Genomic DNA, 26,967 nt, shown 5'->3' on the forward strand with positions numbered 1-26,967 from the left:
TAGAGTCGAACTCATTGACCGGGTAACTGCATACAGCCTTTTTCTTGTCAATACCTAATACTGAACCGACGCTCTAGGCCTCTTTGTCACCCCCCCAGGGTTACGGCATGATTGCTACAGGCGGCAGTTTCATCTTTGTAAAATTAGTGAAAGGAGAATCACCTGGATATAGCACATCTGATTTATTTGGAATTAGCAATCGCACCAATAATTTACATGATGCACTCCGCATCCTCAAACGCTTGAGTCAAATAGCAGCTAGCAATTAGTTATGAGTCATTAGTTATTGGTTATTGGAACCAACAAATAACAAATAACCAAGAACAAGTAACCCGTAAGAATTACCACGGCGAACCGATCATTGTAAAAGCAGCCCAATAATAAGGATGCGACAAATTTCGATCGCCCCTAGCGGTCAACTCCGACGGTAAAGGCAGAGCTTGATTTTTGCCCGATCGCACCAAATAACCATCTTGCAAGCGCACTTCTCCCCGCAGCATAGCCAACTGCGCTTGCCGCAAAGCCTCAGCCTTAATCGGCGTTGTACGCAACTGCTGGTAAAACTCAGTCATCAGCCCCAAAGTACCGACATCGCTGACATACCACAAACTCGCCAAAGCCGATTTTACCCCCGCGTGTATCGCCAACCCCGCAAACCCCAACTCAGCTTGTTCGTCTCCCACCGCCGTAGTACACGCACTCAAAACCAACAACTCCACCTGCGGGTTAGATAACTTCAACTGATCCAACTGATTCAACCGCAACTTAGTATCCCAAAACTGAATGTAAGAATTTTCCGCCCCCCCAGGCTGAAAATCACCGTGAGTAGCTAAATGAATAATTTTGTATTGCGGTTGATTGCGCTTCTGCTTCAAATTTGCCAAAGTAAAAGCTTCATTGAGAAAAGACGAACCCGGCCAAATCTTGCCCACAATTGTCGATAGTTCCAACGGCACCGCAGGCAAAGGATTTTGATCGTATTTGGCCGGAAAATTAGACGCACCCATCGCTAAAACTTCAGAACCCTTAACACCGGCATAGCGAGTATCAGTTAAACTCAAACTCGGAATCAGCCCCAGACTGTACTTTTCTACTAAAAACTGCTTGCCGTCGTAAAGAGCAGCCAAAGGCAAAGTTCGCAAACCTGAATCCATCGAAAACACCAAGGTGTCAATCTTGTTAGCCTCCAAGTCCGCTTGCAGCGGTGCAATTAACCACTGGTAAAGTTCCTCGGCAGGTTGCTTGTAGTCAGCAGCATTCAATCTCCTGGGAGTTCTGATAGCATTAGTGAATTCTTTAGCAACTTGCAGCACTGTCTGGCGGCTTGCAGGCACGCTTTTAAAAACACTTTTACCGTCTGGCAATAACAACACAAGTTCTAAATGTTTGTCTTTTGCCCACACGTAAAGAATCGCGGGTTTAACCCCAGTCAACCGATTGACGCTACTGAGAGTATCTCGAATACTTTGCTGCGTGACTGACTTTTCAGTGAGATTGCCCCCAAAGTAACGTTCAAATTCCCGGCCCTGAGTTCTATCCCTTTGCTGCACTGCGTCGATCGGACTTATTTGCGCGAGCGAACTCGCTCTAGAAATCTCAGGAACTCTCACATTCCCGATACTTTCTTTACTCACCGCACTCGCAGGCTTCTGTGGAGTTGTTGCCACGCTGGCGTTTTCTGTCGTCGCAGGCGTACCCAAATTGTCTTTTAACACCGACGGCGACAGCAGTACCGGGCCGCTAGCAGGCTCGTTCTGCCGCGCCTCAAAAGAGGTAGCAGCAGGCTCTGACGAGACATTTGCGTTACTGCTCTTTGGCACCGACGCTGCCGTGCCTAAAGTCACTTGAGTCACAATTTGTTGAGAATTGTCTGTAGTTTGCAGTTCCACGCTGGTAGTGGGTGCCGGACTCGGCACGATCGCCAGCGGCCCGATCGCAGTTGAGGAGGTGGCAGTGTTCGACTTCGAGTTTCCCGTCCCAAAAGTCGCCGCCGTGCAGGTTCCCGACGGGCAAGTGCTTTGCAGCAGGGTCTGCGAACCCGATTGAGCCAGGCCGTCTGTAGAAATGCTGACCTCGGCGCGCTCAGTAGCAGTTCCTGTTCCCGGAGTCCGAAACGCTCCCCCAGCCTCGATTGCCACATCGCCGCCCGTATTGCCACGAGCTTTGATCGAAACAACTTCAACATCTTTCTGCCCGATAATTTGGCTCGAACCGGCACTTCCCGATTGCGAACTCGAGTTGATCACCCCTGTAACGATCCGGCCCGGCGCCGCAATCGAAATATCTCCCCCGCTTCTGACACCAAAAGCATCGATGTTGCCGGTTTCTACCGCACCGGCGCTGCGAATGTTGATAGGGCCCGCCACCCCGGAAGTTGAGCGAGATGAAACCGTACCCGCAGTCAACTTGCCTTGACTGCTAGTGATGTTAATCCCCGCCGTCGAGGTAACGTCTCCGACGGCTACAGTACCCCCCATCAGAGAGATCGTGGCGTTATCAGCGCCGACGATCGCACCCGTCCCCACGATCGCGCCTGCGCCATTGGGCGATCGAATAGTCGTCGGATCTTGAAATGTCACGGCCGCTGGCGTTGAATTTGCCGTTGAATTTGGCGTTCCAGAAGCAATCGATATCACACCGCTACCGTCAGCGCGCCCGATCGCGATCGAAGCAAACCCATTCCGAAAAGTGTTCAATTCAGCAGCAGTCAAGTTCAGAGCTTCTGTATCGCCAGAACCTTGAATTATAATATTTTGACTGGGATCGGCCGGTTGCAACACCAGATTGCCGTTGCTGGCGATCGATTTTTTGTCACCTGTCAAGTCAATTTCGTTGCCCGTCAGGGTAATATCTCCCCCTGTTTGGGCGCCACCAGCTTCGATCGCCCCTGCAGTGACTCCATTGCGCCCCGTCAGCGTTACCTTCCCCGCGCGATCGCCCCTCGTGTCGATCGCCCCGGCAGTCACCGTGCCCTGTGCGGTAACACTAACATCTCCCGCCGAATTGCCTGTATCTTCGGAAGAATTGACAGAAGTGTTGATGGTGCGGGAAGTTCCAGTAAGTAGCCGACCGGTTGTGACATTGCCTGCGGTGCTGACGATGCGAATTTCCTGATTTTTGGTAGTGATATTTCCGGTTCTGATATTGCCATCAGCTTTGAGAGTAATTGAGGCATTGTCGGCCGCGGTCAAGGAATTTGTGGTAGTGATTGTTCCCAAACCCGCTGGCGACTGAATAATTAGCGGATCGTAAAATGTGAAATCGTTGGCAATCAGAATGGAACCGATACTGTTGCTGCGGCCGATCGTAATTCCAGCAAACCCATTTTCCAAACTTCCGAGGTCGCTTGCCGTCAGATTCAAATAAATATTAGTACCGACATCTCCTGAACCGCCGATCGCAATATTTTGACCGGGACTCCAAGGTTGCAGTACCAAAAAGCCCGTACCGCTGACTGAATTTTTGTCGCCTTTAAAATTAATTTCATCACCCGTCAAAGTAATGTTTCCCGAACCCCCGGCGACGAAGCTCACTCCGAGAACATTCCGAGCCGTCACAGTTACATTTCCCGTCGCTTCCGGGCCGCTGGCATCAAGTTTTTGGGCCGTTACATTCAGGCCTTCGAGTACAATATTCCCGCTGCTGCCGCTGCTGGGATTGGATGAAGAAATGTTGTTTGCAACAGTCGAACCCGGACTAATCAAACTAATATTTCCGCCGTTACTCGACAAATCGCCCGCAGTAATTTGATTTCCCGAAATGGCGATCGCACCGCCAGCCGTGCTAATTGTATCTCCAGAATTCATCGAAAAAGCACCTGCGCCACTGCGATCGGCATCTGCTCTCAATGTTACCGAACCAGTAGTTGCTTGAAAGCTTAACTGATTGTCTGCCAAATCAGCAATTGTAATATCGTTGAGCGCTTCGAGAACCACATTTGAAGTCGCCGACATACTTTCTAAAGCTGTAGCCGAAATTGTCAGCGAAGGCTCAGAATTGTTTTCCTGTCCTGCTAGCGTTCCTGTTGCCAAAATATTATTGTTGGCAATGATTTCCGCATCGCCCGCACCTTCTGGGGAATCTGTAATTAAAATATTTTCCGGATCTAACAGCAAAGTCCCCAAACCGTTTGTCCCAGAAGTATCGACTTTACCGTTAAAAATTAATCTTTGCTTGCCCGACACTTCCACAAACCCCCCAACACCTGCGGTTTCCGTTGCAGAAAAGCCATTTGCCCTGATGCTGCCCAAAAATGCTGTTGTGTTGTCAGCCCAGACAAAAACACTCCCGCCGTTGCCTGATTCAGTTGCGTTGGCGGCGATCGAACTTTTGGCATCCACGTAAGTCATCCTGGCATTCGGCACAGTTCCCTCGCCTCGGTAATCTCCCCCGATCCGCACCGTTCCGCCGCCGTCGGGCCCGGAAGCCTCAATCTTCGCTCCCAACAGCCCTACCTTGTCGCCCAACACGTTGACGCTTCCTCCCGCGCCCCCCGTAGCAGACACGTCCGCAGATCCCGCTACCAGCGCAGTTCCAGGACCTCCTGGCACTGTTGGACCGCCTGTGAGCACAACTTCACCTCGAGCGTTCGTAGTTATACCCGTAGCGTGAGCCACGCCGGGACCCGACAGCAGCCCTGGTAAACTCTGGGGAGAGAAGGGAACTGCTTCCGAACCCGACACTCCGGCTGCTGGAGAAACTTCTAAACTCAGCAAAAGTCCGTTTTGACTCAACCGCACCAGATTTTCGCCCGGAACAGCCGCCACAGTAATTTGACCGCCTGGGGCTGAAAGTTGCCCTGTACTGATTACCGTACCGCCCAGCAAAGTCAAATTTTGCCCGGTTCCGACAGCCAAGTTACCTGCATTGACAATACTTCCGGGCTGTGGCCCAAAAACAAAAGCATTCGGTGTTCCGACTAGGGCAGCGTAGTCGTTCGCCCCTGTACCGTTGAACCAACGGTCGTCAAAACCGATACTGCTAGCGGTGGTAGCCAAAAAAGACCCGGACACATCGAGCCGCGCATTTGCTCCGAAGATGATGCCTGCGGGATTCATCAGCAACAAGTTAGAATTGCCGCCAGTAACTTGAATTAGACCGTTAATTAACGAAGCGTCCCCACCGACAACGCGGCCGAGGATATTTTTAACGCTTGGGTTGGAGATGAAATTGGCAGTTTCACCAGAATTCAGACCAAACCGAGTAAAACTGTGGAACAAATTTGCTCCGTCTCTGGAGGGAGTGCCGCCTTTAATATCGTAGCGAGGAGACGACCCTGTACCTGGCACGGTGACAGCGGTTCCGGTGCCGTCTGGGGCTGGAGTAATAGATTGTGCTGCAGCAATTTGAGATTGGGGATAAATTGCCACGAGTACCCATCCGCTGCTGTTTTCTTTGAGGAAAACCAGGTTGGGTAAAAAATCTATTATCAAAAATCCAGCAAGGGGAATTGCTGCCAGAATCGACCGCACAGCACGTTGAGCATTCATAAGTTTGCCTCGGTCTAGACCTTAATTCGAGTTTAAAATTGAGATTTTAGGTAAAAAAGAGCCGATCGCACCCCAATGCTGACACTTCCTAACGCGAACTCTCGATCGCAAATCTTAAATTTTAAGTCTAAATTTGATTGTGTCACCAACATAGCAAAGACTGACAGTAAGTGTCGAAACACAGGAAGTTTAAACAGAGAAAATTATGAGCGATCGAATTGTCCGTCTGATTGGTTTAACTGGGGGCATCGCCACCGGTAAAACCGCTATATCTAATTATCTGAGAGATGCCTGTGGATTTCCGATTTTAGATGCCGATATTTACGCCCGCGAAGCTGTGAACCCCGGTTCGCCAATACTTGACTCTATTGTAAAACGATACGGCGCGAGTATTTTGCTCCCGGACGGCAATTTAAATCGGCCAGAGTTGGGAAGTATTATTTTTTGTAACGCAGACGAGCGGCAGTGGTTGGAACAACAGATTCACCCTTACGTGCGCCGCCGATTAGTTGAGGAAACTCAAAGCTGCATTGCTGCATCGAGTTTGGTATCCCAAGACACACAGGATTTAGGTACAAAGACTCAAGAAACCGGGTTTTTTCACGAAAAGCTAGAACCGAGTATTGTTGAAAAAAAAACAGGTTTCTGTGCCAAGGCTGACACGTTGACTTTGGTTTTGGTAGTGCCGCTGCTGTTTGAAGCTAACATGAGTGACTTGTGTACTGAAATTTGGGTAGTGTACTGTTCACCCGAAGTGCAGTTAGAACGACTAATGCAGCGAGACGGCTTGAGTTACGATCGAGCTAATGCCCGCATTAATGCCCAGTTGCCGCTGGCTCAAAAGTGTCAACAAGCTGATGTTATTTTGGACAACTCGTCAACCCTCGACTCGCTATTCCGGCAGGTAGATGTGCAAGTCAGTCGCTGTGAGATTTGATATTTGAGATTGACTCCGCGATATCAGTTTTAAAACTAGGTTTTTTTTACTCCCTGCGCGCCAGTTCGATTTGAGAGTTGAGATTTGAGATTGACTCCACGATTTTGTGAACGGGCTTTTTTCCTCAACCGCTTTCGACTCCTCCTTCGGAGTGGCGCGTAAGCGCTTTTGTCACAAAGCAAGATCGGAAAAGATCGGAAAAAATAAAAGGTTCACAATTTATTTAAAAATACAATATCAACCATTTATGAAGTAAATGTGAAAATTAGGCATTGCCCGCTTTAAGGAATCTCATTCACCAAGATATGTATATGTAACGTGCGGATGGCGCGCCTCGGTACTCTCCTGTGGTTTCTTTAATCCCCGGGTTGCCGCTTCACCTCAATAAATTATGCAGTTAATCATAAAAGTAGTAAAACTTTACAATTGGCGGTTTTTGTTTCCTTGTTGGAAGAGCGTTTCCAGAGGATTCCAGGGGTGATAGAATTTTAGATTTTAGATTTTAGATTTTAGATTGGGGAATAATTTATAACTACCAGGGTTGGGAAGACGGGCATAGAAGAGTAGCATGATTTTTTTGAACATAATCTTGAATTCTGCTGGTTGCCCGCAAATAGCAGAGAACTAGAAATTATCAGTGAAAAAGCGAGCTAGATGATGGATTTCACCCGCTTTTAACCAAAACTCAAAAAAATTGCAAGTGCCCTTACTTACTAATTGATGATTTCACCGCAATTATTTTTTTATCCTGATAGCAGAGTACAGACTGCGTATCAAGAAGGGGAAAATACAAACACCAAAATTTATGATGCGCGTTTACTCTTCCATCCTGATGTCAAGCCTGTTACTGAGTGCTGGCGCAGTTAATACTCAAAGCTTAGAAACTCGATCGACCTTTTTTGCTCAAGACAACTCTGCTCCCGAAATTTTAACCACTCTAGCTGGCACTCCGACCTTTGACGCAGATAACGGTAAAGATGAGCCACCACAACGAGGAACCGGGAGATAAAGCCGAAAAAAGCGATAATTGCAGAGAATTAGGGGGAGAATGGGAGAATATAAAATTGGGAGAATAAGAGAAAAATTGAAGATTTCGATTTATTAATTCGGGACTTAGGTACTGCGTACCAAAAAACCGATTTTTCAGCGGTATTTGACGACTCAAAGCATAATTGTTCGCTATTCCGGTTGTTTGGCCAAGCATCCTCCAAATATCAGACACCACAAACGGGCGCGAAATGTTGAACTTAAAAAATAAAGGTAAAGCGCGAGTAGGAATCTGGCGCTTTACCTTTATTTTTTAAACTTTTGCAGCTTTAATCTTCTGCCGCAGCTTCACCACCAACAACGACATCGCGAATCCGCAAACTCGGGCCGCCGCAGCCGACGGGCAAACCGCTTTGTCCTGCCTTGCCGCAGCCGCCGGATTCATCCCAGTAGAAATCGTCGCCGATCGCCTCAATATCGGCTAAAGTGCTGAAAACATTACCCGAAAGAGTAACATCCCGCACCGGATTGTCTAGTTTTCCGTCGCGGATCATCCAAGCTTCGCCGGCACTGAAAGTAAACATTTCGCCGTTAGTCATGCCGCCTTGCCAATTGCGCGCGTAAACTCCTTCTTTGATACCAGAAAATAAGTCAGCAACTGGCGTGTCACCGCGTTCGATCCAAGTATTCGTCATGCGGACGATCGGCGGATAATGATAATTCAAACAGCGAGCATTGCCAGTAGGCGTTTCTCCCAACTTGCCAGCAGTTTCCCGCGAGTGCAGCCGCCCGACTAAAGCGCCGTCTTTAATTAACTGAGTAGTAGTCGCGGGAGTGCCTTCATCGTCGTAGAAATAGCTGCCCCGGTGTCCCTCTGGCGCTGCACCGTCGAAAATTTGCAAGTTTTTGGGGCCGAACTGGCGGCCGAGGGTCATAATTTCCAAAATGTCGGGATTTTCGTAGGCCATGTCCGCTTCGGAAAGGTGTCCGAAGGCTTCGTGGACGAACAATCCGGTCAAAATTGGGTCGATGACGACGGTGTAGGTGTTGCCTTGGACGGGGGGTAAGGCTAGGGAATCTACGGCTCTCTGGGCGGCGCTGCGAACTTGAACATCAAGCTCGGTTAAGTCTTCGTAAGCTTTGCGGGAACCGGTGGTTTCGCGACCGGTTTGTACGGTTTCCCCGCTGCGGGCTGTGGCGGCAAAGCGCATTTCCATGTCTGCCCAACCTTGTTCGAGCATGGTGCCTTCGGAGGTGGCGAGGATCATCCGCTGGGTGCTGTCGCCGTAGCGCACGGAGATTGTGGCGATGCGGGGGTCAATGCTGCGGAGAATGGCCGCGTAGCGATCGCACAATTGCTTTTTGTCAATTAGGGGAACCAGACGGGGGTCTGTTCCTGTCAGCGGCAGCAAGCAAATGTCTTGTACAGGCGTTACTGGCGCCAGAATCGTTTCTTCTTCCCCGATCAGTTTGGCCGCGGCGATGGCTTCTTCGATTCTTTCGGCGAGGGTGGAAAGTCGGTTAAAACTGGCAAAGCCCCAGCCGCCTTTGTGACAAGCTCTGACTTGGCCGCCAATTGAGACTCCTTCGCTGAGGGTTTCAATTTTTTCGCCCCGCAGCAGGATGTCGGTGCCTTCGGCTTCTTCCAGTCGAATTGCCAGATAATCGACTTGGTGACGGTAGCGTGCCATTAAGTCTGACAGCAGATTTTTCGAGTCGGCGATCGAGGTGGGCATAAGGAAAGCGCGGTGTTTAACTTACTTCATTTTGCACTTTTGTCAGGGCGATCGTCCAAAATACCGCGGCAAGCGCGGAGATTGCGACTTATTGGTACGGTTCTGCCAATATCGTTAGTTGACAAATGTGGATATCCTGTGGGTTAGGAGGAAGGCGCAAGAAATTATGCGGGATTTTTCGATCGTGCTGGTGCTTGACCCAGCCCAAAAACGGATACCGTGCCACGTACTTAAGTCGTGGAAAGATAAAAATTTTAGACCCTAGTTCAACCTCCCAGATTTATCTGTGGGGTAAATCTAAAATCTAAAATCTAAAATCTAAAATCGACTGACTCCTAACTCCTGAACTCTCCTATACATAAATACTTCACCCTTCATGCCTCCGAAGGTGGGTTTATAACTGTGAATACTTACTTTTTACCGACAATAAGCGAAATTTTAGCCTCCGAAGGCCAAGAAAATGACCTGAGTCTCTTTGATGCTAAGTTGGCGGGAGAAAAGAACCGCCATCGGTGTCCTGCAAGCCGTGGGGCTTCTCGGCTGAAAGCTGAACAGGAATGGTACGGGGCGATCGCAGCTTTGAATCAAATGCTCGACCGGCAAAAAGCAGGACAAAAAGCAGATGCCGATCGAGCAAATGGTCGATCGACAATTCCCAATTCCTGTCAGGGATTGGTTTTGTCCGGCCCGTCTTCGGTTTTGACTGACCCGGCTTTGGCCAACGGCTTTGCCAATTGGATTTTTACCAGTATTCCCGACAACGATGCAGCTTTGTGGTCTTTTCGGGCCAGACAAACTTTAGCTTTAATGCCGGCGGCTGATGTGCAAACATCAGTGCCTGCAGCGGCCCCGGCTTTGGCTTTGGCAAGTGGCGATCCTTTGGCGCACGAGCAGTTTTGTTTGGTTTTAACTGCTAGTTTTAGCCTGGTGATGGTTTTGGGTGAAAATTCTGCGGGAATTCCGGCTTTTCTATTTTCTTTCGATCCGCAAGTAGTCGCCAAAGCTTGGGAAGTTTTGCGGCGCAGGGTGACTGAAAGCGAATGTTTGCTTGCCAATTCTGACGGTAGTTTCAATTTATCAGTTAGCCAATTAACTAATAATTCTACTAAATTAGACGCGCTGTTCCAGCAGTTTTTGCCTGTGGAGCCAAATTATCAAACAGTGATGCAGTTCAGCCGCTTGCTGTTGCATAATTTGCCGGTTGGGAAAGGTGAAGCAGGCAGGATAAAGGATGAAATAATTGATGATGGTTTGAGTCCGAGGCATAAAAAGTTATCGGCTACAGATATCAACTGCAAATCTCCAATTCCTCTGGCTACTAAAGAGGTGGAATTGCTACAGGCGATCGCCCATGAAGTCCGCACCCCTTTGGCTACTATCCGCACGCTGACTCGATTGTTGCTGAAACGTCCCAAGCTCGATCCTGTTGTGGTCAAGCGTTTGGAAATGATTGATGCTGAGTGTACCGCTCAGATCGATCGCTTCGGTTTAATTTTCCGCGCCGTGGAATTGGAAATGTCGCAAGCCAAAAATTCTGGCGTGCAGCTAACAGCAATGTCCCTCGGTGAAGTGCTACAAAATAGCATTCCCCGCTGGCAAAAACAGGCCGCTGTGCGAAACCACACTTTGGAAGTTATTGTGCCGAAAAAGTTGCCGGCGGTAGTCAGCGATCCGACGATGTTGGATCAGGTTTTAACTAATTTGATTGAGAATTTTACTCGAACTTTGCCTTCCGGTAGTCGCATTCAGGTGGAGGTGACATTGGCGGGCGATCAGTTAAAGTTGCAGTTGGAATCGGAACACTTACCTGAAGATAATGGCGCATCGACTTTTGCAGCTAAGGCGAATGGTCCTTTGCGATCGATCGGGCCTTTGTTGATGGTGCAGCCGGAGACGGGAAGTTTGAGTTTAAATTTGAGCGTGACTAAGAATTTATTTCGGGCTGCTGGCGGAAAGTTGGTAATTCGCCAGCGGCCCCAAAAGGGCGAGGTCATGACGGTATTTTTGCCCCTGCAATAGTCAGTTGTCAGTTGTTGGTTGTCCTATCAATTCCGGTTGCATCGGAATGATTTAACCGCAGAGAACGCAGAGAACGCAGAGGAAGAGAAGAGAGATCTCATTAATATTGGTCAACCACGGACAACTAACAACGGACAACTACTCTTTAATCAATTAAAATCTCAATGACAAACTCCGTTCCTTCTCCCGGTGTAGAAAAACAACTCAGTTTGCCGCCGTGTTTTTCTTCTACAATTTGACGCGCGATCGCCAGTCCTAACCCGGTTCCTTTGCCCACATCTTTAGTGGTAAATAGATGATCGAAGATACGATTTTTCACCTCCTCTGACATTCCTTTTCCGTTATCGGCGATGGAAATTTTTACCCTTTCATTTTCTACTTTTGTCCGAATAGTGATGCGATTGGGATGGGCTTGAATTTCGGCAAAACTCCGTCCTTGATTCGATTCTTCTAAGGCATCGATCGCATTTGCTAACAAATTCATAAATACCTGGTTTAATTGTCCCAAATAACATTTTACTTTGGGAATATTGCCGTACTCTTTAATGATTTTAATTTCAGGATGCTTGTCATTCGCTTTCAGCCGATGGCGTAAAATCATCAAAGTGCTATTGAGGCCTTCGTGGATATTGGCCTCAACTTTATGGGCCGTATCGGCGCGAGAGAAAGTGCGGAGGGATGTGCTGATGTTTTTGATGCGCTCGCATCCTATTTTCATGGAACTCAACATTTTTGGTAAATCTTCTACTAGATAATCTAAATCAATTGCCTCTGCTTTCTTAATCAATTCTGCTTCCGATGGAGGAAATTTTTCTTGATATAGGCGCAAATAATCAATTAAGTCTTGGACTCCAGCATGAGCTTCATTAATGTTCCCGGCAATGAAACCAACGGGGTTGTTGATTTCATGGGCAACCCCTGCCACTAGATTACCTAATGCTGACATCTTTTCGCTTTGGATCATTTGCATCTGAGTTTGCTGAAGTTCATTCAAAGTCTGCTGCACTTGGTGATAGAGGCGGGCATTCTCCAGAGCGATCGCCGCTTGACTAGAGAGAAAATTCAGCACTAGGAGGCGATTGCGACTAAACACCCCACTGGTTATCCGATTTTCTAGATACAAAATGCCTACTAAACTCCCCTGATTGAGAATTGGCAAACCCAGCAAACTCTCTGGTTGATGACGATCTAAATAATCGTCAATCACAGGCAGATCGGTTTTGGCGCGATCGATGACAACTGCTGCTAGGGTGTTTTTGACATACTGAATTAATTTAACGGGAACGGTGGGATTGTTCTCTAGGGGTTCCGTTTCCAGGCTAATGTGTTCCCAGGTAGCCATCGCCCGCACTTGCCATTCTTGATCTTGGCAGAGGATCAGTGCACAGCGATCGGCTCCCGAGTTTTGTAACATGGTTTGGGTCACAATTTGCAGCAACTCATCCAGCTCGATCGTGCTGGAGATGACTTGGGAGATTTGCAGTAGCGTTGAAAAATCTAGAGCATGGTTGATGGAGCTGCTTGAGGTACTGTGGTGGTCGAGCGAATGAATGGAGTAGGTGGGATTGGTGAGGGTGGATAAGGTTTCAAAAATAGAGAGCGGTTGGGCGGACTGTTGTAAGATAGGGCGCAGCAGATCGGGATAACGTTTTTCTAGGTCATCGGTTTTGGCTTTGGCTCCCCAGCGGGCGTAATAATAGTAGGCTTCCTGCATATAGCCTGCGGCGACTTTTTCTTTGCCCCAGTCGAGGTAGAATTTAGCGGCGAGTTCGTTTGCTAAGGCTTCTTCGTTAAGGAATTGGTTTTCTTTGGCGAGGGAGATGGCGCGCTCGTAATAGTCGATCGCTTCTAGCTTTTGCCCCAGTACCCGATACCGTTCTGCTTCTACCAAAAGAAACTTATGTTGGTAATTCATGGGGGCATAGTGTCCCCATTTCTTCAGCTTTTTCTGACTCGCCTGAATGCACTTCAAGATTTGCCGGCGTTGTGGAGGCGTTGCAGCCGCGTAAATTGCCAGTTGTGCCAGAGAATCGTAAAAGTAGTGCAGAACCGTTGGAAGCGAGGAAACGCAGTTATCAAAATAGGGTTTAGCAGCGTTTGACTTCTCAATTGCTGCGTCATACTGACCGAACAAATAATGAAGATGCTGCTGGCAAACGTAACTAAAAAATAACCCTGTACGATCGTTCGCTGCCACCTGTGCGGGAATATCTTCAGCAACCCGATAGCTTTCGCCGGACAAGCAACTTGGATCGCTAGAATGACCCAGAAGATTTAAGGTCGCTTGATGGTATATCTGGATGTAAAGAGAGCCGTTTTTTTGGTTGAAAGGAGCGATCGCCGTTATAAAAGAACGAATTGCTGCTTCTGCTTCCGTTAAGTTCTCCCCTGTCCAGTAGCGATTGTAAGAATGAACCAAAGCGGCCCAAGCAGCATATTCTACATCTCCCGTTTCTAAACCGCTCTGGTAAGCTGTTAACAGCGCTGGCATTGTATCTGCGATGCGATCGCGCCAATGGCTGATAAACGTATAAGTCATAAATAGCACTTTCGCTTTCAAATCCGTCGCGTTAAAACGCTCTAGTAATTGCAGAGAAAGTTGTCCAAACTGATAGCCTCCTTCGATATCCATGAGTATGCCGCAGAGGATCAGTCCATACCAAGCATAGCCAAAAGCTGATAGGGCGGTATTGCCGTGCCTTACAGACAAGTTAACCCGCTCAAATACCAGTAGCGGCATCAACTTCGGAGCACAAAGATAGGCAGCAGAAGCAGCACTAGAAAGAATTCGCATCGCTGCCAATTTGTTAGCATCTGTCATATTTGGCAGATTCACAAGCTGTTCCGGTTTCTTGTTACCGAGAATCAACTTAGTTTTGGCTAAACCCAGCAATACTTGAGGCTGAGTCGGGTTTTTGGGAAGCCGAATCCCAAGCTGCCCGAGCACATCAATTGCTGTGTAAACGCCATCCTGGGGCTGACCTTGGGCAAGGTAAGCGAGGATTTGAATCTCGTAAGCGCTAACTTTGTCGATCAGTTGGTTTGCTTGTTGCAAAATCGCAGTAATTAGCTGTTCCATCTGTTCAAATTGGCTGCACAAATACGCGGCTTCGGCTGCCAAATTGTGCAGCGCCAGCGTCAGAGTATATTGTTCCTGCCAACTATCGGCTGGTAAGCTGCTAATACCTGTATTGACAAATATCAATGCCGCGTCAAAGGCTGCGGCAGCTTTTGCAGTTTTCCCAGCCTGCAAGTTGAGCGAGGCTAATTCATAACGTGCTGTTCGCTCGCAAATCAGCCCGCGGGCAAAGTTGAAATGACCGACAATATCAAAAATCCTTTCCTGACGTTGAGTTTCACTACTTTTTTGGAGCAACTGTTGCCCTATTTTCAGGTGAGTGGCTTGTTTTCGATCTTCTGGAATTAGGGAATAAGCCGCTTGTTGAATGCGATCGTGTAGAAATTTGTAGTTAGGTAATTGATCGGCGGTAGGTGGCAATATATCGGTTTTTTTCCGAGGTTCTTTTCCTATATAAAACTTGTAAATTTCACTGGTTGGTAAGATGAATCCTTCTTGCAATGATTTCCACAAATCTGCAGCAGTTTCTTCTGGCGACTTCTCGCTGACTACCGCCAATGTATTCAAATCAAAGTGCGCTCCTATGCACGCAGCCAACTTCAGCACATCCTGAGTTTCTGGCGGCAACTTCTGCAATTGCACCGCCATAAACTCCACTACATCATCGGTGATAGTTAGGGCTTTGACTTTGGCAATATCGCACTGCCACCCCCCTGTTACCCCCGTTTGTCCTCCCCTAATAAGGGGGGATGAAAGGGAGGTGGGGTCAAACGCAATCAGCCCATCTTCCTGTAGCGCCCTGAGAAATTGCGTGGCAAAAAATGGATTGCCTTTGGTTTTTTGATAAACTAACTCGGTTAATGGCTGAGCAAGAAGGATCTCGCACGAGAGAGTATCTGCTATCAAATCGTTAATATCAACTTGACTCAGAGGTTCCAAGGTAATAGTATTTACCGTTACTTGGGATTTTTCCATCTCTGCTACTGCCAACATAAATGGATGAGCCGGAGAGACTTCGTTATCTCGATATGCCCCAATTACCAGCAAATTCTGACTATCTTTTTCACTCATCAACACTTGCAAAAGCTTCAGGGATGCTGAATCTGACCATTGCAAATCATCCAAAAAAATCACTAAGGGATGTTCTTTTGTGGCAAAAACAGAGATAAATTTTTGAAATAGTAAATTGAAACGATTTTCTGCGGCACTTCCCGAAAGTTCAGATACAGGCTGTTGTTTGCCAATAATTCGTTCCAACTCAGGAATTACTTCTACAATAACTTGACCATTTTCGCCAAGAGCATTGATAATTTTCCTTTGCCATTGTTCGAGCTGAGCATCGCTTTCTGAGAGTAATTGATCCATTAAATCTCGGAAGGCTTGCACAAAAGCACTAAAGGGAATGTTGCGTTGAAATTGGTCGTATTTGCCTTTGATAAAATAACCGCGTTGGCGAACTATGGGTTTGTGAATTTCGTTGACTACAGCGGTTTTACCAATGCCGGAGAATCCGGCAACTAGCATCATTTCGCTACGGGATAAGTTCGAGTCACCCCCGTCCCCCTTAATCAACGCGAGGTCTTCTTTTACATCGTTTCTATCGGTTTTAGTCTCTTCTGGAGAAGGAGATTTAGAAGGATTTGCTACTCGCTCGAACGCTGCTAATAATGCAGCGACTTCGGTTGCTCGGCCGTAGAGTTTTTCGGGTATGATAAAGCGATCGCAAAAATCTCGCATCCCAATGACAAAACTCTCTATTTTACCTGTCTCATTGAGTTGTTGCAAACAGTTTTCTAAATCTGCTTTCAGCCCTAATGCACTCTGATAGCGAGCTTCGGCATTTTTGGCCATCAATTTTCTGACAATTTCCGAGATGACAAAGGGAATTTTGGGATTAATTTCATGTACAGATGGCGGGTGCTGGGCAATATGACAGTGGATAAATTCCATTGGATCGCTCGATTGAAATGGCAATTTTCCTGCCAGCAATTCGTAAAAGGTTACACCTAATGAATAAAAATCTGTGCGGTAGTCAATGCCGCGATTCATTCTTCCTGTTTGTTCGGGAGATATATAGCTGAGTGTTCCTTCGATTACGTTGGGACTCATCACTATTTGAGTTTCTCGCGGCAGCAAAGATGCAATACTAAAGTCAATGAGTTTGACTTGTTTAGTATCAGGATTTATTAAAATATTGGCGGGTTTAATGTCTTTGTGAATGATGCGGTTGCGGTAAAGTATATCTAATGTATTGCTCAGGTCGATCGCAATTTGGAAAAAATCAACCAGAGATGGCACGGTTTTTCCTTTCCCCGCCCATTCCTTCAGAGAAATTCCCCCGAAGTCTTCCACGATTAGGGCATAGCCGTTGCGGTAGGGTTCCAAGCTGTAGGTTTGGATGATTCCGGGCAAATTCAGGTTTTTGGCGATCGAGTATTGATTGCGAAAATGCAAGAGTTCGCTGAAGCTGGGATACTCGTTTCGCAAGACTTTGATGGCGACAGGTTTTTGGTCGCAGAGGCGAGTTCCTCGATAAACTATGGTGCGAGTGCCTAAGTAAATTCGAGCTAGAATTTGATAGCCAGTTAGTTCTATCATAGCAATAATTATTTTTTTTTGAAGATATTTTTTCTTACTATTATAATCTAGTGCCAATCAGATTTTACCCAAATATCAATACTTAAAACTACAACAAATTTCACAGCCCACGGACAGCTAACCGTTAACAGTTAACCGAATTCAGTTAACCGTTAACAGTTAACCAAATTCACTTAACCGAATTGATTCTGGCTTTCAAGGCATCTCGCGCTTGTTCTCGATCGTCAAAATGGACTTTTTCTGTACCCAAAATTTGATAATCTTCGTGTCCTTTCCCTGCAATCAGCACGCCATCTCCGGGTTTAGCATCCATAATAGCAGTGCGAATTGCAGCGGCTCGATCGCACATCACGACCGGCTTTACTGCGGCGGGAATTCCTGCTAAAACATCCTCCAAAATGCGATCGGGATTTTCAGTGCGCGGATTGTCGGAAGTAACAACAGCTAAATCGGCTAATTCTGCCACGATTTTACCCATGATGGGCCGCTTAGTGCGATCGCGATCGCCGCCGCAGCCAAACACGCAAATCATCTGACCCGGAATAAACGGCCGCGACGCCTTCAACAAGTTCTCCAAACTGTCGGGAGTGTGGGCATAATCGACAATAACGCTAATATCTTGGTCGGGACTAATTTGCACCCGTTCCATCCGTCCCGGAACTCCCGAAAACTGAGATAATTTCTCCACAATTGCGGACAAATCTAAACCCAATTCTAAAACAGCACCGACAGCAGCCAACATATTTGATAAATTGAACTGACCGACTAAAGGCAAAGAAAAAGCAGTTCCACCCTTCGGAGTGTGCAGCATTCCCTTGACTCCGTTCGGCTGATACTCCAAATCAGAAGCATACAAATCTGCCGTTTTCAAAACAGTGCTGTAACTCCAAACTTGGTCAGATTTTAGGTTCTCAAATATCCGCTTCCCGTAGGGATCGTCAATATTAATTACAGCACGATTGGCGAGGTAATTAGAACCGAATAAAAGCGATTTAGCCTCAAAATAATCTTCCATATCACGGTGATAATCTAGATGATCTTGAGTCAAGTTTGTAAAGACAGCAACTTCAAAGCTACACCCCAAAACTCGCTGCTGTGCTAAAGCGTGGGAACTGACTTCCATCACCCCGTGTTTGCATCCGGCTGCTACAGCTTCTGCTAATTGTTTTTGCAGGTCAACCGCAAAAGGTGTGGTGTAAAGTGCAGTTTGTTGGAAGCCCGGCCAGCGAGTGTAAAGCGTGCCAAAAATCGCCGTCGGCAACTGCATTTCATTGAGCAAAAATTCGATTAAATGAGTTGTTGTAGTTTTGCCGTTAGTCCCGGTAACGCCGACAAGTTTTAATTTGCTAGCTGGATTGCCGTAAAAAGCAGTTGCTATTTGACCGCAAACTTGAGCCATATCGGCTGCTGCGATGACGCAATTACCCCCGTCTTCCGAAGGTGTTTTCTCGGCTGCTTGGGTGGAAATTATGGCGGCAAGTGCACCAGATTCGATCGCACTTTGCCAAAAATCTCCCCCATCTACTCGCGTTCCCGGCATTCCCAAAAATAAATCTCCCGCCTGACAAGCGTGGGAATTAGTGGATAAACCCTTGACTTCGGCATCGAGGGCGGGATGTTGCGCGTCAAAGGAAATGCTGGGAACTGCTGCTAATAATTCTCTCAATTTCATCTGAAAAACTCCTCGCTTGAATGTCTTGAATATGACTGGCGGAACACATTGTTTGAGCCACCATCTACAGGTTTTTGCTGTGCGCGGTGCAAACCCTAGGTTTTTTTTATGCGCGGTGTAAAACCTATCGGCCTAGATTAAGCTGCACACCGAGCACCCCTAGGTCAGGATTAAAACCTGAGTTTTTGGGTAAATCCTATTATTGTGACGGATCGATTTGCAAATATTTCTGTAACATTTGTTCCAATTGGGCGACACTACAGCGGGGAGAAGGACGGGGTAACAGTTCTTCAGGGGAGAATGCAGCCTCGCCAACTGAATTTCTTGCCTGGGGCTGCACTTTAAACAAAACTGGAACTTCGTACTGATAAGCTTGAAACCAGTCATCCTGTTCGGTAATATCTCTGACTTCGAGTTGAAACTTGAGGCTTTCAATCTGTTCGAGTTTTTCTTGCAACCCTTCGCACAAGTGGCAGCCGGGTTTGCTGTACAAAATTAATCGCATCATAAGACTACAATTAGACTCGATCTTAAATTCTCGAACGTGCGATCGCCAGTGGGCGAACTCAACGCGAGTAAGACACAACTCACGGCTTTATTGGTCGCAATGCGCGATCGAAGTTATCTTAGCATTGGCAGCCAACAGATTACCGCGCTTGACTATCTCTTTCTTCTCTTCCTCTGTGCCCTCTGCGCCTCTGCGGTGAAAAAATAAATCTAGTTCACCAATGAAAGAGTTAAATTTATTCACACCATCTAATTGTCAAATTTTTAACTTGACGAATAAATCAATTTTTAGTATAGTGTATAAATAGCCCTACATAAAGGAGGCAGTATGGACTGCACCGAATACGCAGAAGCCAAGCGAAAAGCAGCTAAAAAAATTAGCGCCGACATTCGAGAACGCTGGAACAATCGCATCGTCACGCGAGGATTGCACTTGATGGGTGAAGCGGGGGCCGTGCAGTATTTAGCTGATTACGGGCGCGGAATTGGTACGGCAAAAGTTATTGGTTTTGCACTGTGCGCCGAGTCGGAAGGATACCCGGAAATGGCGATCGGCTTTTGGAAAAGAGCGTTTGAATTGGAAACCGGAGAAAAGCCGATCGTCCTCAATACTCCAAACAATTCTACCGCCGATTTCGCTCCTGCTAAACAATCAACTTCCGCCTCAATAATAGAAACTGCCAATAATCCCATTGTTGCCGAATTGCCACCGCACTTACAGCCGGGAAGGATTGTCACCATGCAGCCAGTGGACGCGCCGAGTGCACGTTCTTATTACATCGAAAACCCCGATTATTGGGGACAGCCAAAGCGCGACGGCAATCGAGTCGTGGTCATTGCGACGCCAGATAAAGTATACTACCAATCGCGATCGACTAACCTGCGGCAACAGGCATCGATTGAGATCGATCGCACATTAATCGACACAGCCGCTAAAATTGGCACCTTTGTTTTAGACGGCGAACTGTATTACAAAAGCTGTACGGGTAGCGAACACCGCACGGGGGCGCAAGCTGCTACGGTTAATATTGAAAGCGGTTTTCCGACTACTCAGCCTAACGCAATTTATGCTATTTTTAAAAGTTTGTTTTTCAAAGGCAATGATTTAACTACCGTGGCAGAATCCGAACGAATTGCCGCGGGAGTTGAAGTTGGCGAAATGCTGGCGAATTTATTCCCAGCCTTTGAAGTTGTACCGACATTTCGCACCACCGCCGAAAAAATCGTCCTGGCAAATCAGCAGGAATCTGAAAATAAAGAAGGCGAAGTTTGGGTGTTGCACAACTGCCAGTATGTCGGCGGCAAAGATGTTAAGAAATATCCGATGGTGAGAACTAAATACTGTCAAGAACACGATTTGTTTATTGTGGGTTTGACGGCGACAAAAGTTGCGGGGCGACCGTTTAGCGCCGTCAAAGTAGCGCAAGAAATTGATGGCAAATTAGTCCCCGTAGGAACCGTGGGAACCGGGTTTAGCGGGGAGGAAATGCAGGAAATTGCCCGACTTTACGAAGCTAACCCCAAAAGTGTCAAAATTAAAGTGCGATCGCAGGGTTTGACAGAAAGCGGCAAACTGTGGCACGCCCGATTTCTGGAGTTTTGTTAAATTTGTAGGGAAACGGCAGTGCCGTTTCCCAGCCGGGTATGCGATTATTAACCAATAGTGTCAAATAAATAAAAATATCGGAGGAAACCTCAATGTTTGTTAGCAAAAATAATTTCTACATTTCTCCAGAAGAGTACCTAGAAGGCGAGCGAGTAAGCCCCATCAAACACGAATACAGAGGCGGACACGTTTATGCAATGACAGGGGCAAAAAAGCCTCACATTATTATTGCTAGCAACTTAGTAAGGCGACTGGGAAATCACTTAGATAACACCGACTGCTTAGTTTTATCATCAGATATAAAAGTCCGACTGGAAGAGGCAAATTGCTATTACTATCCTGATGTAGCGGTGACTTGCGACGAAAGAGATACAAGTTCTACTGAAGACTTCATTTTATATCCATCTTTGGTAGTTGAGGTATTGTCGCCCTCAACAGCAGCTTTCGACAGAGGCGATAAATTTGTCGATTACCAAACTGCATCGAGTTTGCAAGAATACGTGTTAATCACTCAATCCGAAATCAAAATTGAATGTTTTAGACTCAATGCTGAGGGAAATTGGGTTTCTCAGACTTACCGACAAGGAGATGAGTTAGAGTTAAGGAGTATAGATTTTCGCTGCCCGATCGCACAAGTTTATCAAAAAGTACCCGGCATCATATTGTGATGTATGAAAAACAACTTTCTTTGGTTCGCAGTCAAGAATGCAAATCCTTCTTCTGAGGACTGAAGTCCTCACTAGGAATCGAAACGATAACTAACAAATAGAAAAAACAATGATTAAAATCTTACACCTTTCAGACATTCACATGGGCAGCGGCTTTTCTCACGGCCGTATTAATCCAGAAACCGGTTTAAATACGCGGCTGGAAGACTTCGCGGCGACGCTGAGCAAATGTATGGATAGAGCAATTTCTGAACCCGTAGATTTAGTCATATTCGGCGGCGATGCTTTCCCGGATTCGACGCCTCCACCGTTTGTGAAAGAGGCTTTTGCTTGCCAATTCAGCCGCTTGGTTGACGCCCAAATTCCGACTGTTTTGCTAGTAGGAAATCACGACCAACATTCTCAGGGACAAGGCGGCGCGAGTTTGGGGATTTATCGGACTTTGGGGATACCTAAGTTTATTGTAGGCGATCGCCTGGACACTCACCTGATTCAAACCCGCAGCGGGCCCGTACAGGTGGTAACATTACCTTGGTTGACTCGATCGACCTTAATGACACGTTCCGAGACTGAAAGCCTGTCTATGGGCGATGTTAACCAATTATTAACCGAAAAACTGACGATCGCAATGGAAGGCGAAATTCGCCGCCTCAACCCCGACATACCAACCGTACTTTTAGCGCACTTAATGGCAGATAAAGCGAGTCTGGGTGCCGAGCGTTTTTTAGCAGTTGGCAAAGGTTTTAACATTCCCGTTTCGATGCTAACTCGCCCTTGTTTTGATTATGTTGCTCTCGGCCACGTTCACAAACACCAAAATCTGAATGCTTCCAACAACCCGCCAGTAATTTATCCCGGAAGTATCGAACGAGTTGATTTTAGCGAAGAGAAAGAAGATAAAGGTTTTGTGTTAGTTAATTTGGAACGGGGAAAAGCGGATTGGGAATTTTGCGCTTTGCCAGTGCGGGTGTTTCAGACTATTAAAGTGAATGTTTCCGAATCGGAAAACCCGCAAGCCGAGTTAGTTAAAGCTATTGGCAAGAAAGAGATACAAGACGCAGTTGTGAGATTAATTTACCAATTGCGATCGGAACAATTAGATTTAATCGACAACGCAGAATTGCACACACTTCTGGGCGAAGCGCACAGCTATACAATCCAACCGGAATTAGTCAGTCAGCTAGCGAGGCCGCGGTTGCCAGAATTGAATGCTAATAATAGTATAGAACCGTTAGAAGCTTTGAAAACTTATTTAGCAAGTCGCGAAGATTTGAAAGATGTTGCGGAGAGTATGTTAGAGGCGGCGCAGGGTTTGTTGGGCGACGCCGAGGAAGTTTTGGTGGAATTTTAGTCAAGAATCGCGCATCTAATTACAAAATGATTTTGCTGCCAAATATTGTAGGGTGGGGATATTGCCCGCCCTAAATATACTATTTAACTCCCAAAAATCTCACCCACCGCCAACCGAGTTCCGTTGGCAAAATCCACCCCAGACTGCACCTTTTTCCCCGCCAACTGCACCTCCCGCAACAATAATAAACCATCGCCAGTTTGGACGATCGCCCCCAAACCCTTCACAACCTTAACAACTTCCCCATTTGCGCCCGACAACTGGGCTAAAACAGGCCATTCGCGTTCCAAAACTCTCAAATCCGCTGGCATTTGCAGCCAATATTCCGGCCCGACGGGTACAGTAGCTATCACCTTCAGAGAATTGCCGCGAAAAGTAGTCGTGCAATCCGGGAAAAAGCCCCTAACTTGATTGTGAAGGGCGATCGCACTTTTCGACCAATCCAGCACATAATCTGCACTCTTAATCATCGGCGCATAAGTCGCCTCAGCATCATCTTGAAGAACAGCTTTAACTTCTCCATCCCTCAACCTCACCAAAGTTTCTATCAACAAATCCGCCCCAACTTCCGCCAACCTATCTGCTAAAGAATCAGCATTATCCAACAGTGAAATACCAGCAAAAGCCTTCAATAGCATAGCCCCAGTATCCATGCCAGCATCCATCAGCATAGTAGTAATTCCTGTTGTCTTTTCCCCGTCATAAAGACAGCGCTGAATCGGTGCGGCACCGCGATACTTCGGCAAAATTGAACCGTGAACGTTAACGCAAGCCAAACTAGGAATATCCAGAATTTCTTGAGAAAGAATTTGGCCGTAAGCCACCACCACAAACACATCCGCCTCCGCTTCCCGCAATTTGGCAATTGTTTCCGCATCCTTCTTAATTCGGTGCGGCTGCCAAACCGGGAGACTGTGATTTAAAGCCACATCTTTTACAGGTGAAGGCATCAATTGATTGCCCCTTCCCCGGCGTTTGTCCGGCTGAGTCACCACACCCACAACCTCAAATTCTGGATGACTCAGCAAACTGGATAAAGTAGGAACAGCAAAATCGGGAGTGCCAAAAAAGACAATTTTCATAGATTCTTAGTTATTAGTAAGTAGTCCTCAGTCATGACTGATTAGTTATCAAGTAGGTAATGGCAAAAACCAAAGTATATTGTAGAGACTCTTAAACACGTAGGAGCTATGATACAAGCTAGTTTATGAGTGTTTTTACCCACCGAGTTCATGTAATTTTTATTTTTCAGATCGAATAATAGTAGTTTGCTCCTAGATTATACACTTCGAGAATAGTTCCGACTTGTGCGATCGGCAAAAAGGATCTCGATTGGTACTCAGGTACAGCCCGACTCGAACGATCCAAAGCAATGGGTTTGATAGACACAACCACATTTGCATCCGTTCTTCCCAAGTTAACTATAACTGTTCTACACTAAGAATTATCATCTAATCTACCTTTGTCACTGCTAATCTCAATCTTATCATATCTCTCCCAACCAAAAAAACTTCTAATCTCCTGCTTAAACTCAGCCGCAGCTTATTTGCAGACACCGCCGAACAAGAAAAGTTTTTTCATGAAGTCACCAATCTCCAAGCTTTTAATCCTGCTATCTTGTGAGTGCAACCAAAACCAACAGAAAACCCATTTACTGTCGAAATTGCCGTTTCTTGGGAACCGCAATTTGTATAGATTAGCCTTAGAATTACAGTCGGTAAAACATTCCTTACATCAAGCAGGACATTACTACTGTCTCGACTTTTCCTCAATTTTTTCCGCCTCAACCTTGTTAACAATATCCCAGTCTATCAAACTAATCTTAGATATGTGCACCGCCCCCGAAGGAAAAAGTATATTTGCTTGGAAAACCTTAAAGCCAGAATTGCTGTTGTGCAACGAAGTCATAGGCAAACGCATAGGAATGCCGATATCGAATTTAAAACCCTGCCAAATTAAACCATCCGTCGCCACTAACGTCGATTCAAAAATACTTACCGAGAAGATACCACCAACTGCTATTTTAGTAATAGTAGAGGCTCCTTATACTGGTCAGTCACTCTTAGCAAAAGGAGACAAAGCACCCCGATGCTTTCATAATGTCACCATCAACCGCAATGGCAACCGAAAAAATTTTTTTAGCCAATTCTGCTAAAATTGTAGCGCGTTCAGGTTATCTTGCATACATGAACTGCATTTATTCAACCGCATAAAACGAACAAGTCAACGAATGGCTGTTAAGCAAATTCCCAGAATTTGGGCCAGTCACTGTTCCTCATTGAGAAAAATATCGATCGCACCTGACAGAAATTCCTTGCTATCGGATGTGGCGCAAGATAAACTAGGAGCAGGAGCTTTCACCGTTTTGTTTCAAAACACCTCGGACGGAGAGAGAAATCAGCTACCAGCAGATTTTCTAGATTTAGCTCGTTTTACCAAGATATAACTATCTGCGTGCATCTGCGGTTTAAAAAAATCTTCTTACCTGAATCTAACTAACAAATGATTTTATCCCGATTGTCCAAAGCAATTAAAAGACCAATCAAAATAGCATTCGGCATTTTAATTACCTTAAATCTGCTAATATTAAGCGGCTGTCAAAACAGCACTACCCCAACCTCAAAAAATGGGGAACCGATCGAACTTACGCTCTGGCACGGCATCAATCCTCCACCAAATCGCGACGTATTTCAAACCCTCACAGACCAATTCAACAAAACCCATCCCAACATCCAGGTTAAACCAGTTTATATAGGTCAGCCAGACCAACAACTGCCCAAAATACTAACAGCAATAGTTGGAAATGCACCACCGGATTTGCTTTGGAATGCTGCCACAATTTCAGGAAAACTCGCAGAACTCAACGCAATTCAACCCTTAGAAAACTGGCTCAACAAATCGCCCCGGAAAGCGGAAATCTACCCGGCACTGTTCGAGTCAATGGAACTCGGCGGACACACTTGGTCAGTTCCTCTAGCGACAAACAACGTCGCCATATTTTACCGTCCCAGCTTATTTGCAGCAGCAGGAATCAAAGAAGTGCCGCAGAATTGGACGCAATTAAAGCAAGTAGCCCGATCGCTCACGCAAGACACCAACGGAGACGGCCGCACAGACCAACACGGCATAGTGCTCCCCCTAGGCAAGGGAGAATGGACAGTATTTACCTGGCTGCCATTCATGTTCAGCGCAGGCGGCGAACTCAAAGGCGAAATACCTCAAAGTCCTGTACCCCAAATAGATAATCCCGGTTCTCACGCCGCCTTAGAATTGTGGAGCGACTTGTTAACAGAAGGTTCAGCAATATTGTCAGCACCCGAACGCGGTTACGAACTCGACAACTTCATCGCCGGCAAAGTCGCCATGCAAATCACCGGGCCGTGGACGCTAGCACAGTTGCAGCAAAGCGCGATCGACTACGCAGCAATGCCTTTACCGATTCTCAAACGCCCCGCAGCCGTTGTAGGGGGTGAAAACCTATTTTTAATGAAAACCTCGCCAGAACGAGAGCGAGCAGCCCTAGTATTCTTAGAATACGTTATAGGTGAAGAATTCCAAACAGCATGGGCATTGGGAACCGGTTATTTGCCCATTAACTTAAAATCGAGACAGAGCCAAGCTTATCAAAGCTTTGTGGAAAAAAACCCTGTTTTGCGAGTATTTTTAGAACAAATGAACTCAGCCAGAGCGCGACCGATTATATCAGGTTACTCCCGCCTGTCAGAGAACCTCGGTCGCGCCATAGAGGCAACCCTTCTGGGCCGCAACCCCCAAGACGCTCTTAAAGAATCTCAAGATCGTTTGACACTAACCTTAGATATTGCAACAGCCAAAGAGAAATAGACAATAAAAAATATTTTTTATTGTCTGTAAATTATCCGCTTTCACTGTATTCGAGCGAAAGACTGAAAGTCTCGATTGATTGGTTAAAAATCTAGTGAAAATCACGAGCGCCTGCACTTCTAATCAGAAACCGTGTTGCTTGCCCCAAACTGACGTAAAAACAGAGATTTTACGTCGCTCTTATTTGTATTTTAGGTATGGTAGGTATTATCGATCGTGAAGCAAGATGTTAGGGTAAATAGAGTTACGATCGCCAGACACAAAAAGGCACCCGCTCTCGCTCGGTAATAAAATTTTAACAAAAACCAAAAATTTACAAACCAATTGCTTAGCCATTAGAGATATATTTACAAAAAAGCGATACTCCCGAAATTCATGGGCAGAGTTGAGGGAACAAAAAAACCGCTCCCTCAACGGCACTACAAAAAGTTAGCTCAAAAGCTTCTCCCACTACCTACCACCCATGACCTACCAT

At 46.5% G+C, this 26,967-nt stretch carries 16 protein-coding genes; 10 read left to right on the top strand and 6 right to left on the bottom strand.

Going from position 1 to position 26,967, the window contains the following annotated elements:
* Positions 1–83: 83 nt before the first annotated feature.
* Positions 84–269, top strand: a complete 186-nt coding sequence (locus tag QUA33_RS21385) for a hypothetical protein (RefSeq protein WP_333150972.1) — start codon at positions 84–86, stop codon at positions 267–269.
* Between the two features lie 72 nt (positions 270–341).
* Here the strand turns inward: QUA33_RS21385 and QUA33_RS21390 are convergent, their stop codons facing one another.
* Positions 342–5,489, bottom strand: a complete 5,148-nt coding sequence (locus QUA33_RS21390; protein ID WP_333150974.1) for a CHAT domain-containing protein — start codon at positions 5,487–5,489, stop codon at positions 342–344.
* Between the two features lie 205 nt (positions 5,490–5,694).
* Between QUA33_RS21390 and coaE the strand changes: the two genes are divergently transcribed.
* Both coaE and patX read left to right on the top strand, forming a co-directional pair.
* Positions 5,695–6,426 (top strand): dephospho-CoA kinase, encoded by a 732-nt coding sequence (gene coaE / locus QUA33_RS21395; protein ID WP_333150976.1) that lies wholly within the window; start codon positions 5,695–5,697, stop codon positions 6,424–6,426.
* 805 nt (positions 6,427–7,231) lie between these two features.
* A complete protein-coding gene (gene patX / locus QUA33_RS21400) occupies positions 7,232–7,435 on the top strand; it encodes a heterocyst-inhibiting protein PatX (RefSeq protein WP_333099227.1) in 204 nt (67 codons plus the stop codon).
* A 307-nt stretch (positions 7,436–7,742) separates the two neighbouring features.
* Here the strand turns inward: patX and QUA33_RS21405 are convergent, their stop codons facing one another.
* Complete coding sequence (locus QUA33_RS21405) at positions 7,743–9,149, bottom strand: TldD/PmbA family protein (protein WP_333150978.1); 1,407 nt, start codon at positions 9,147–9,149, stop codon at positions 7,743–7,745.
* A 402-nt stretch (positions 9,150–9,551) separates the two neighbouring features.
* On the opposite strand from QUA33_RS21405, the gene QUA33_RS21410 reads away from it, so the two are divergent.
* Entirely contained in the window at positions 9,552–11,168 is a 1,617-nt protein-coding gene (locus tag QUA33_RS21410; RefSeq protein ID WP_333150980.1) for a HAMP domain-containing sensor histidine kinase, read from the top strand.
* Positions 11,169–11,313: 145 nt separating this feature from the next.
* Here QUA33_RS21410 and QUA33_RS21415 read toward each other — a convergent pair whose 3' ends face one another.
* The 3 genes from QUA33_RS21415 to QUA33_RS21425 all read right to left on the bottom strand — a co-directional run bounded on the left by QUA33_RS21415 (position 11,314) and on the right by QUA33_RS21425 (position 19,022).
* Positions 11,314–16,845 (bottom strand): AAA family ATPase, encoded by a 5,532-nt coding sequence (locus QUA33_RS21415; RefSeq protein WP_333150982.1) that lies wholly within the window; start codon positions 16,843–16,845, stop codon positions 11,314–11,316.
* A gap of 169 nt (positions 16,846–17,014) precedes the next feature.
* Entirely contained in the window at positions 17,015–18,517 is a 1,503-nt protein-coding gene (locus QUA33_RS21420; protein WP_333150984.1) for a UDP-N-acetylmuramoyl-L-alanyl-D-glutamate--2,6-diaminopimelate ligase, read from the bottom strand.
* Positions 18,518–18,716: 199 nt separating this feature from the next.
* Positions 18,717–19,022 (bottom strand): glutaredoxin family protein, encoded by a 306-nt coding sequence (locus QUA33_RS21425; protein WP_333151009.1) that lies wholly within the window; start codon positions 19,020–19,022, stop codon positions 18,717–18,719.
* A gap of 330 nt (positions 19,023–19,352) precedes the next feature.
* Between QUA33_RS21425 and QUA33_RS21430 the strand changes: the two genes are divergently transcribed.
* The 3 genes from QUA33_RS21430 (at position 19,353) to QUA33_RS21440 (ending at position 22,649) form a co-directional block, all read left to right on the top strand.
* On the top strand, positions 19,353–20,630 hold the full coding sequence (locus tag QUA33_RS21430) for an ATP-dependent DNA ligase (RefSeq protein WP_333150986.1): 1,278 nt from the start codon (positions 19,353–19,355) through the stop codon (positions 20,628–20,630).
* 92 nt (positions 20,631–20,722) lie between these two features.
* Complete coding sequence (locus QUA33_RS21435) at positions 20,723–21,298, top strand: Uma2 family endonuclease (RefSeq protein ID WP_333150988.1); 576 nt, start codon at positions 20,723–20,725, stop codon at positions 21,296–21,298.
* Positions 21,299–21,407: 109 nt separating this feature from the next.
* Positions 21,408–22,649 (top strand): exonuclease SbcCD subunit D, encoded by a 1,242-nt coding sequence (locus QUA33_RS21440; protein ID WP_333150990.1) that lies wholly within the window; start codon positions 21,408–21,410, stop codon positions 22,647–22,649.
* 83 nt (positions 22,650–22,732) lie between these two features.
* On the opposite strand, the gene fmt is transcribed toward QUA33_RS21440, so the two are convergent.
* Complete coding sequence (gene fmt, locus QUA33_RS21445; protein WP_333150992.1) at positions 22,733–23,731, bottom strand: methionyl-tRNA formyltransferase; 999 nt, start codon at positions 23,729–23,731, stop codon at positions 22,733–22,735.
* Positions 23,732–24,228: 497 nt separating this feature from the next.
* Here fmt and QUA33_RS21450 point away from each other — a divergent pair, with 497 nt between their 5' ends.
* From QUA33_RS21450 to QUA33_RS21460, 3 genes are all read left to right on the top strand, one after another.
* Positions 24,229–24,804 (top strand): hypothetical protein, encoded by a 576-nt coding sequence (locus QUA33_RS21450; RefSeq protein ID WP_333150994.1) that lies wholly within the window; start codon positions 24,229–24,231, stop codon positions 24,802–24,804.
* 75 nt (positions 24,805–24,879) lie between these two features.
* Positions 24,880–25,095 (top strand): hypothetical protein, encoded by a 216-nt coding sequence (locus tag QUA33_RS21455; RefSeq protein WP_333150996.1) that lies wholly within the window; start codon positions 24,880–24,882, stop codon positions 25,093–25,095.
* Positions 25,096–25,151: 56 nt separating this feature from the next.
* A complete protein-coding gene (locus QUA33_RS21460) occupies positions 25,152–26,492 on the top strand; it encodes an ABC transporter substrate-binding protein (protein WP_333150998.1) in 1,341 nt (446 codons plus the stop codon).
* Positions 26,493–26,967: the final 475 nt, after the last annotated feature.

This window comes from Microcoleus sp. Pol14D4 (genome assembly GCF_036701245.1).
GTDB lineage: Bacteria > Cyanobacteriota > Cyanobacteriia > Cyanobacteriales > Microcoleaceae > Microcoleus.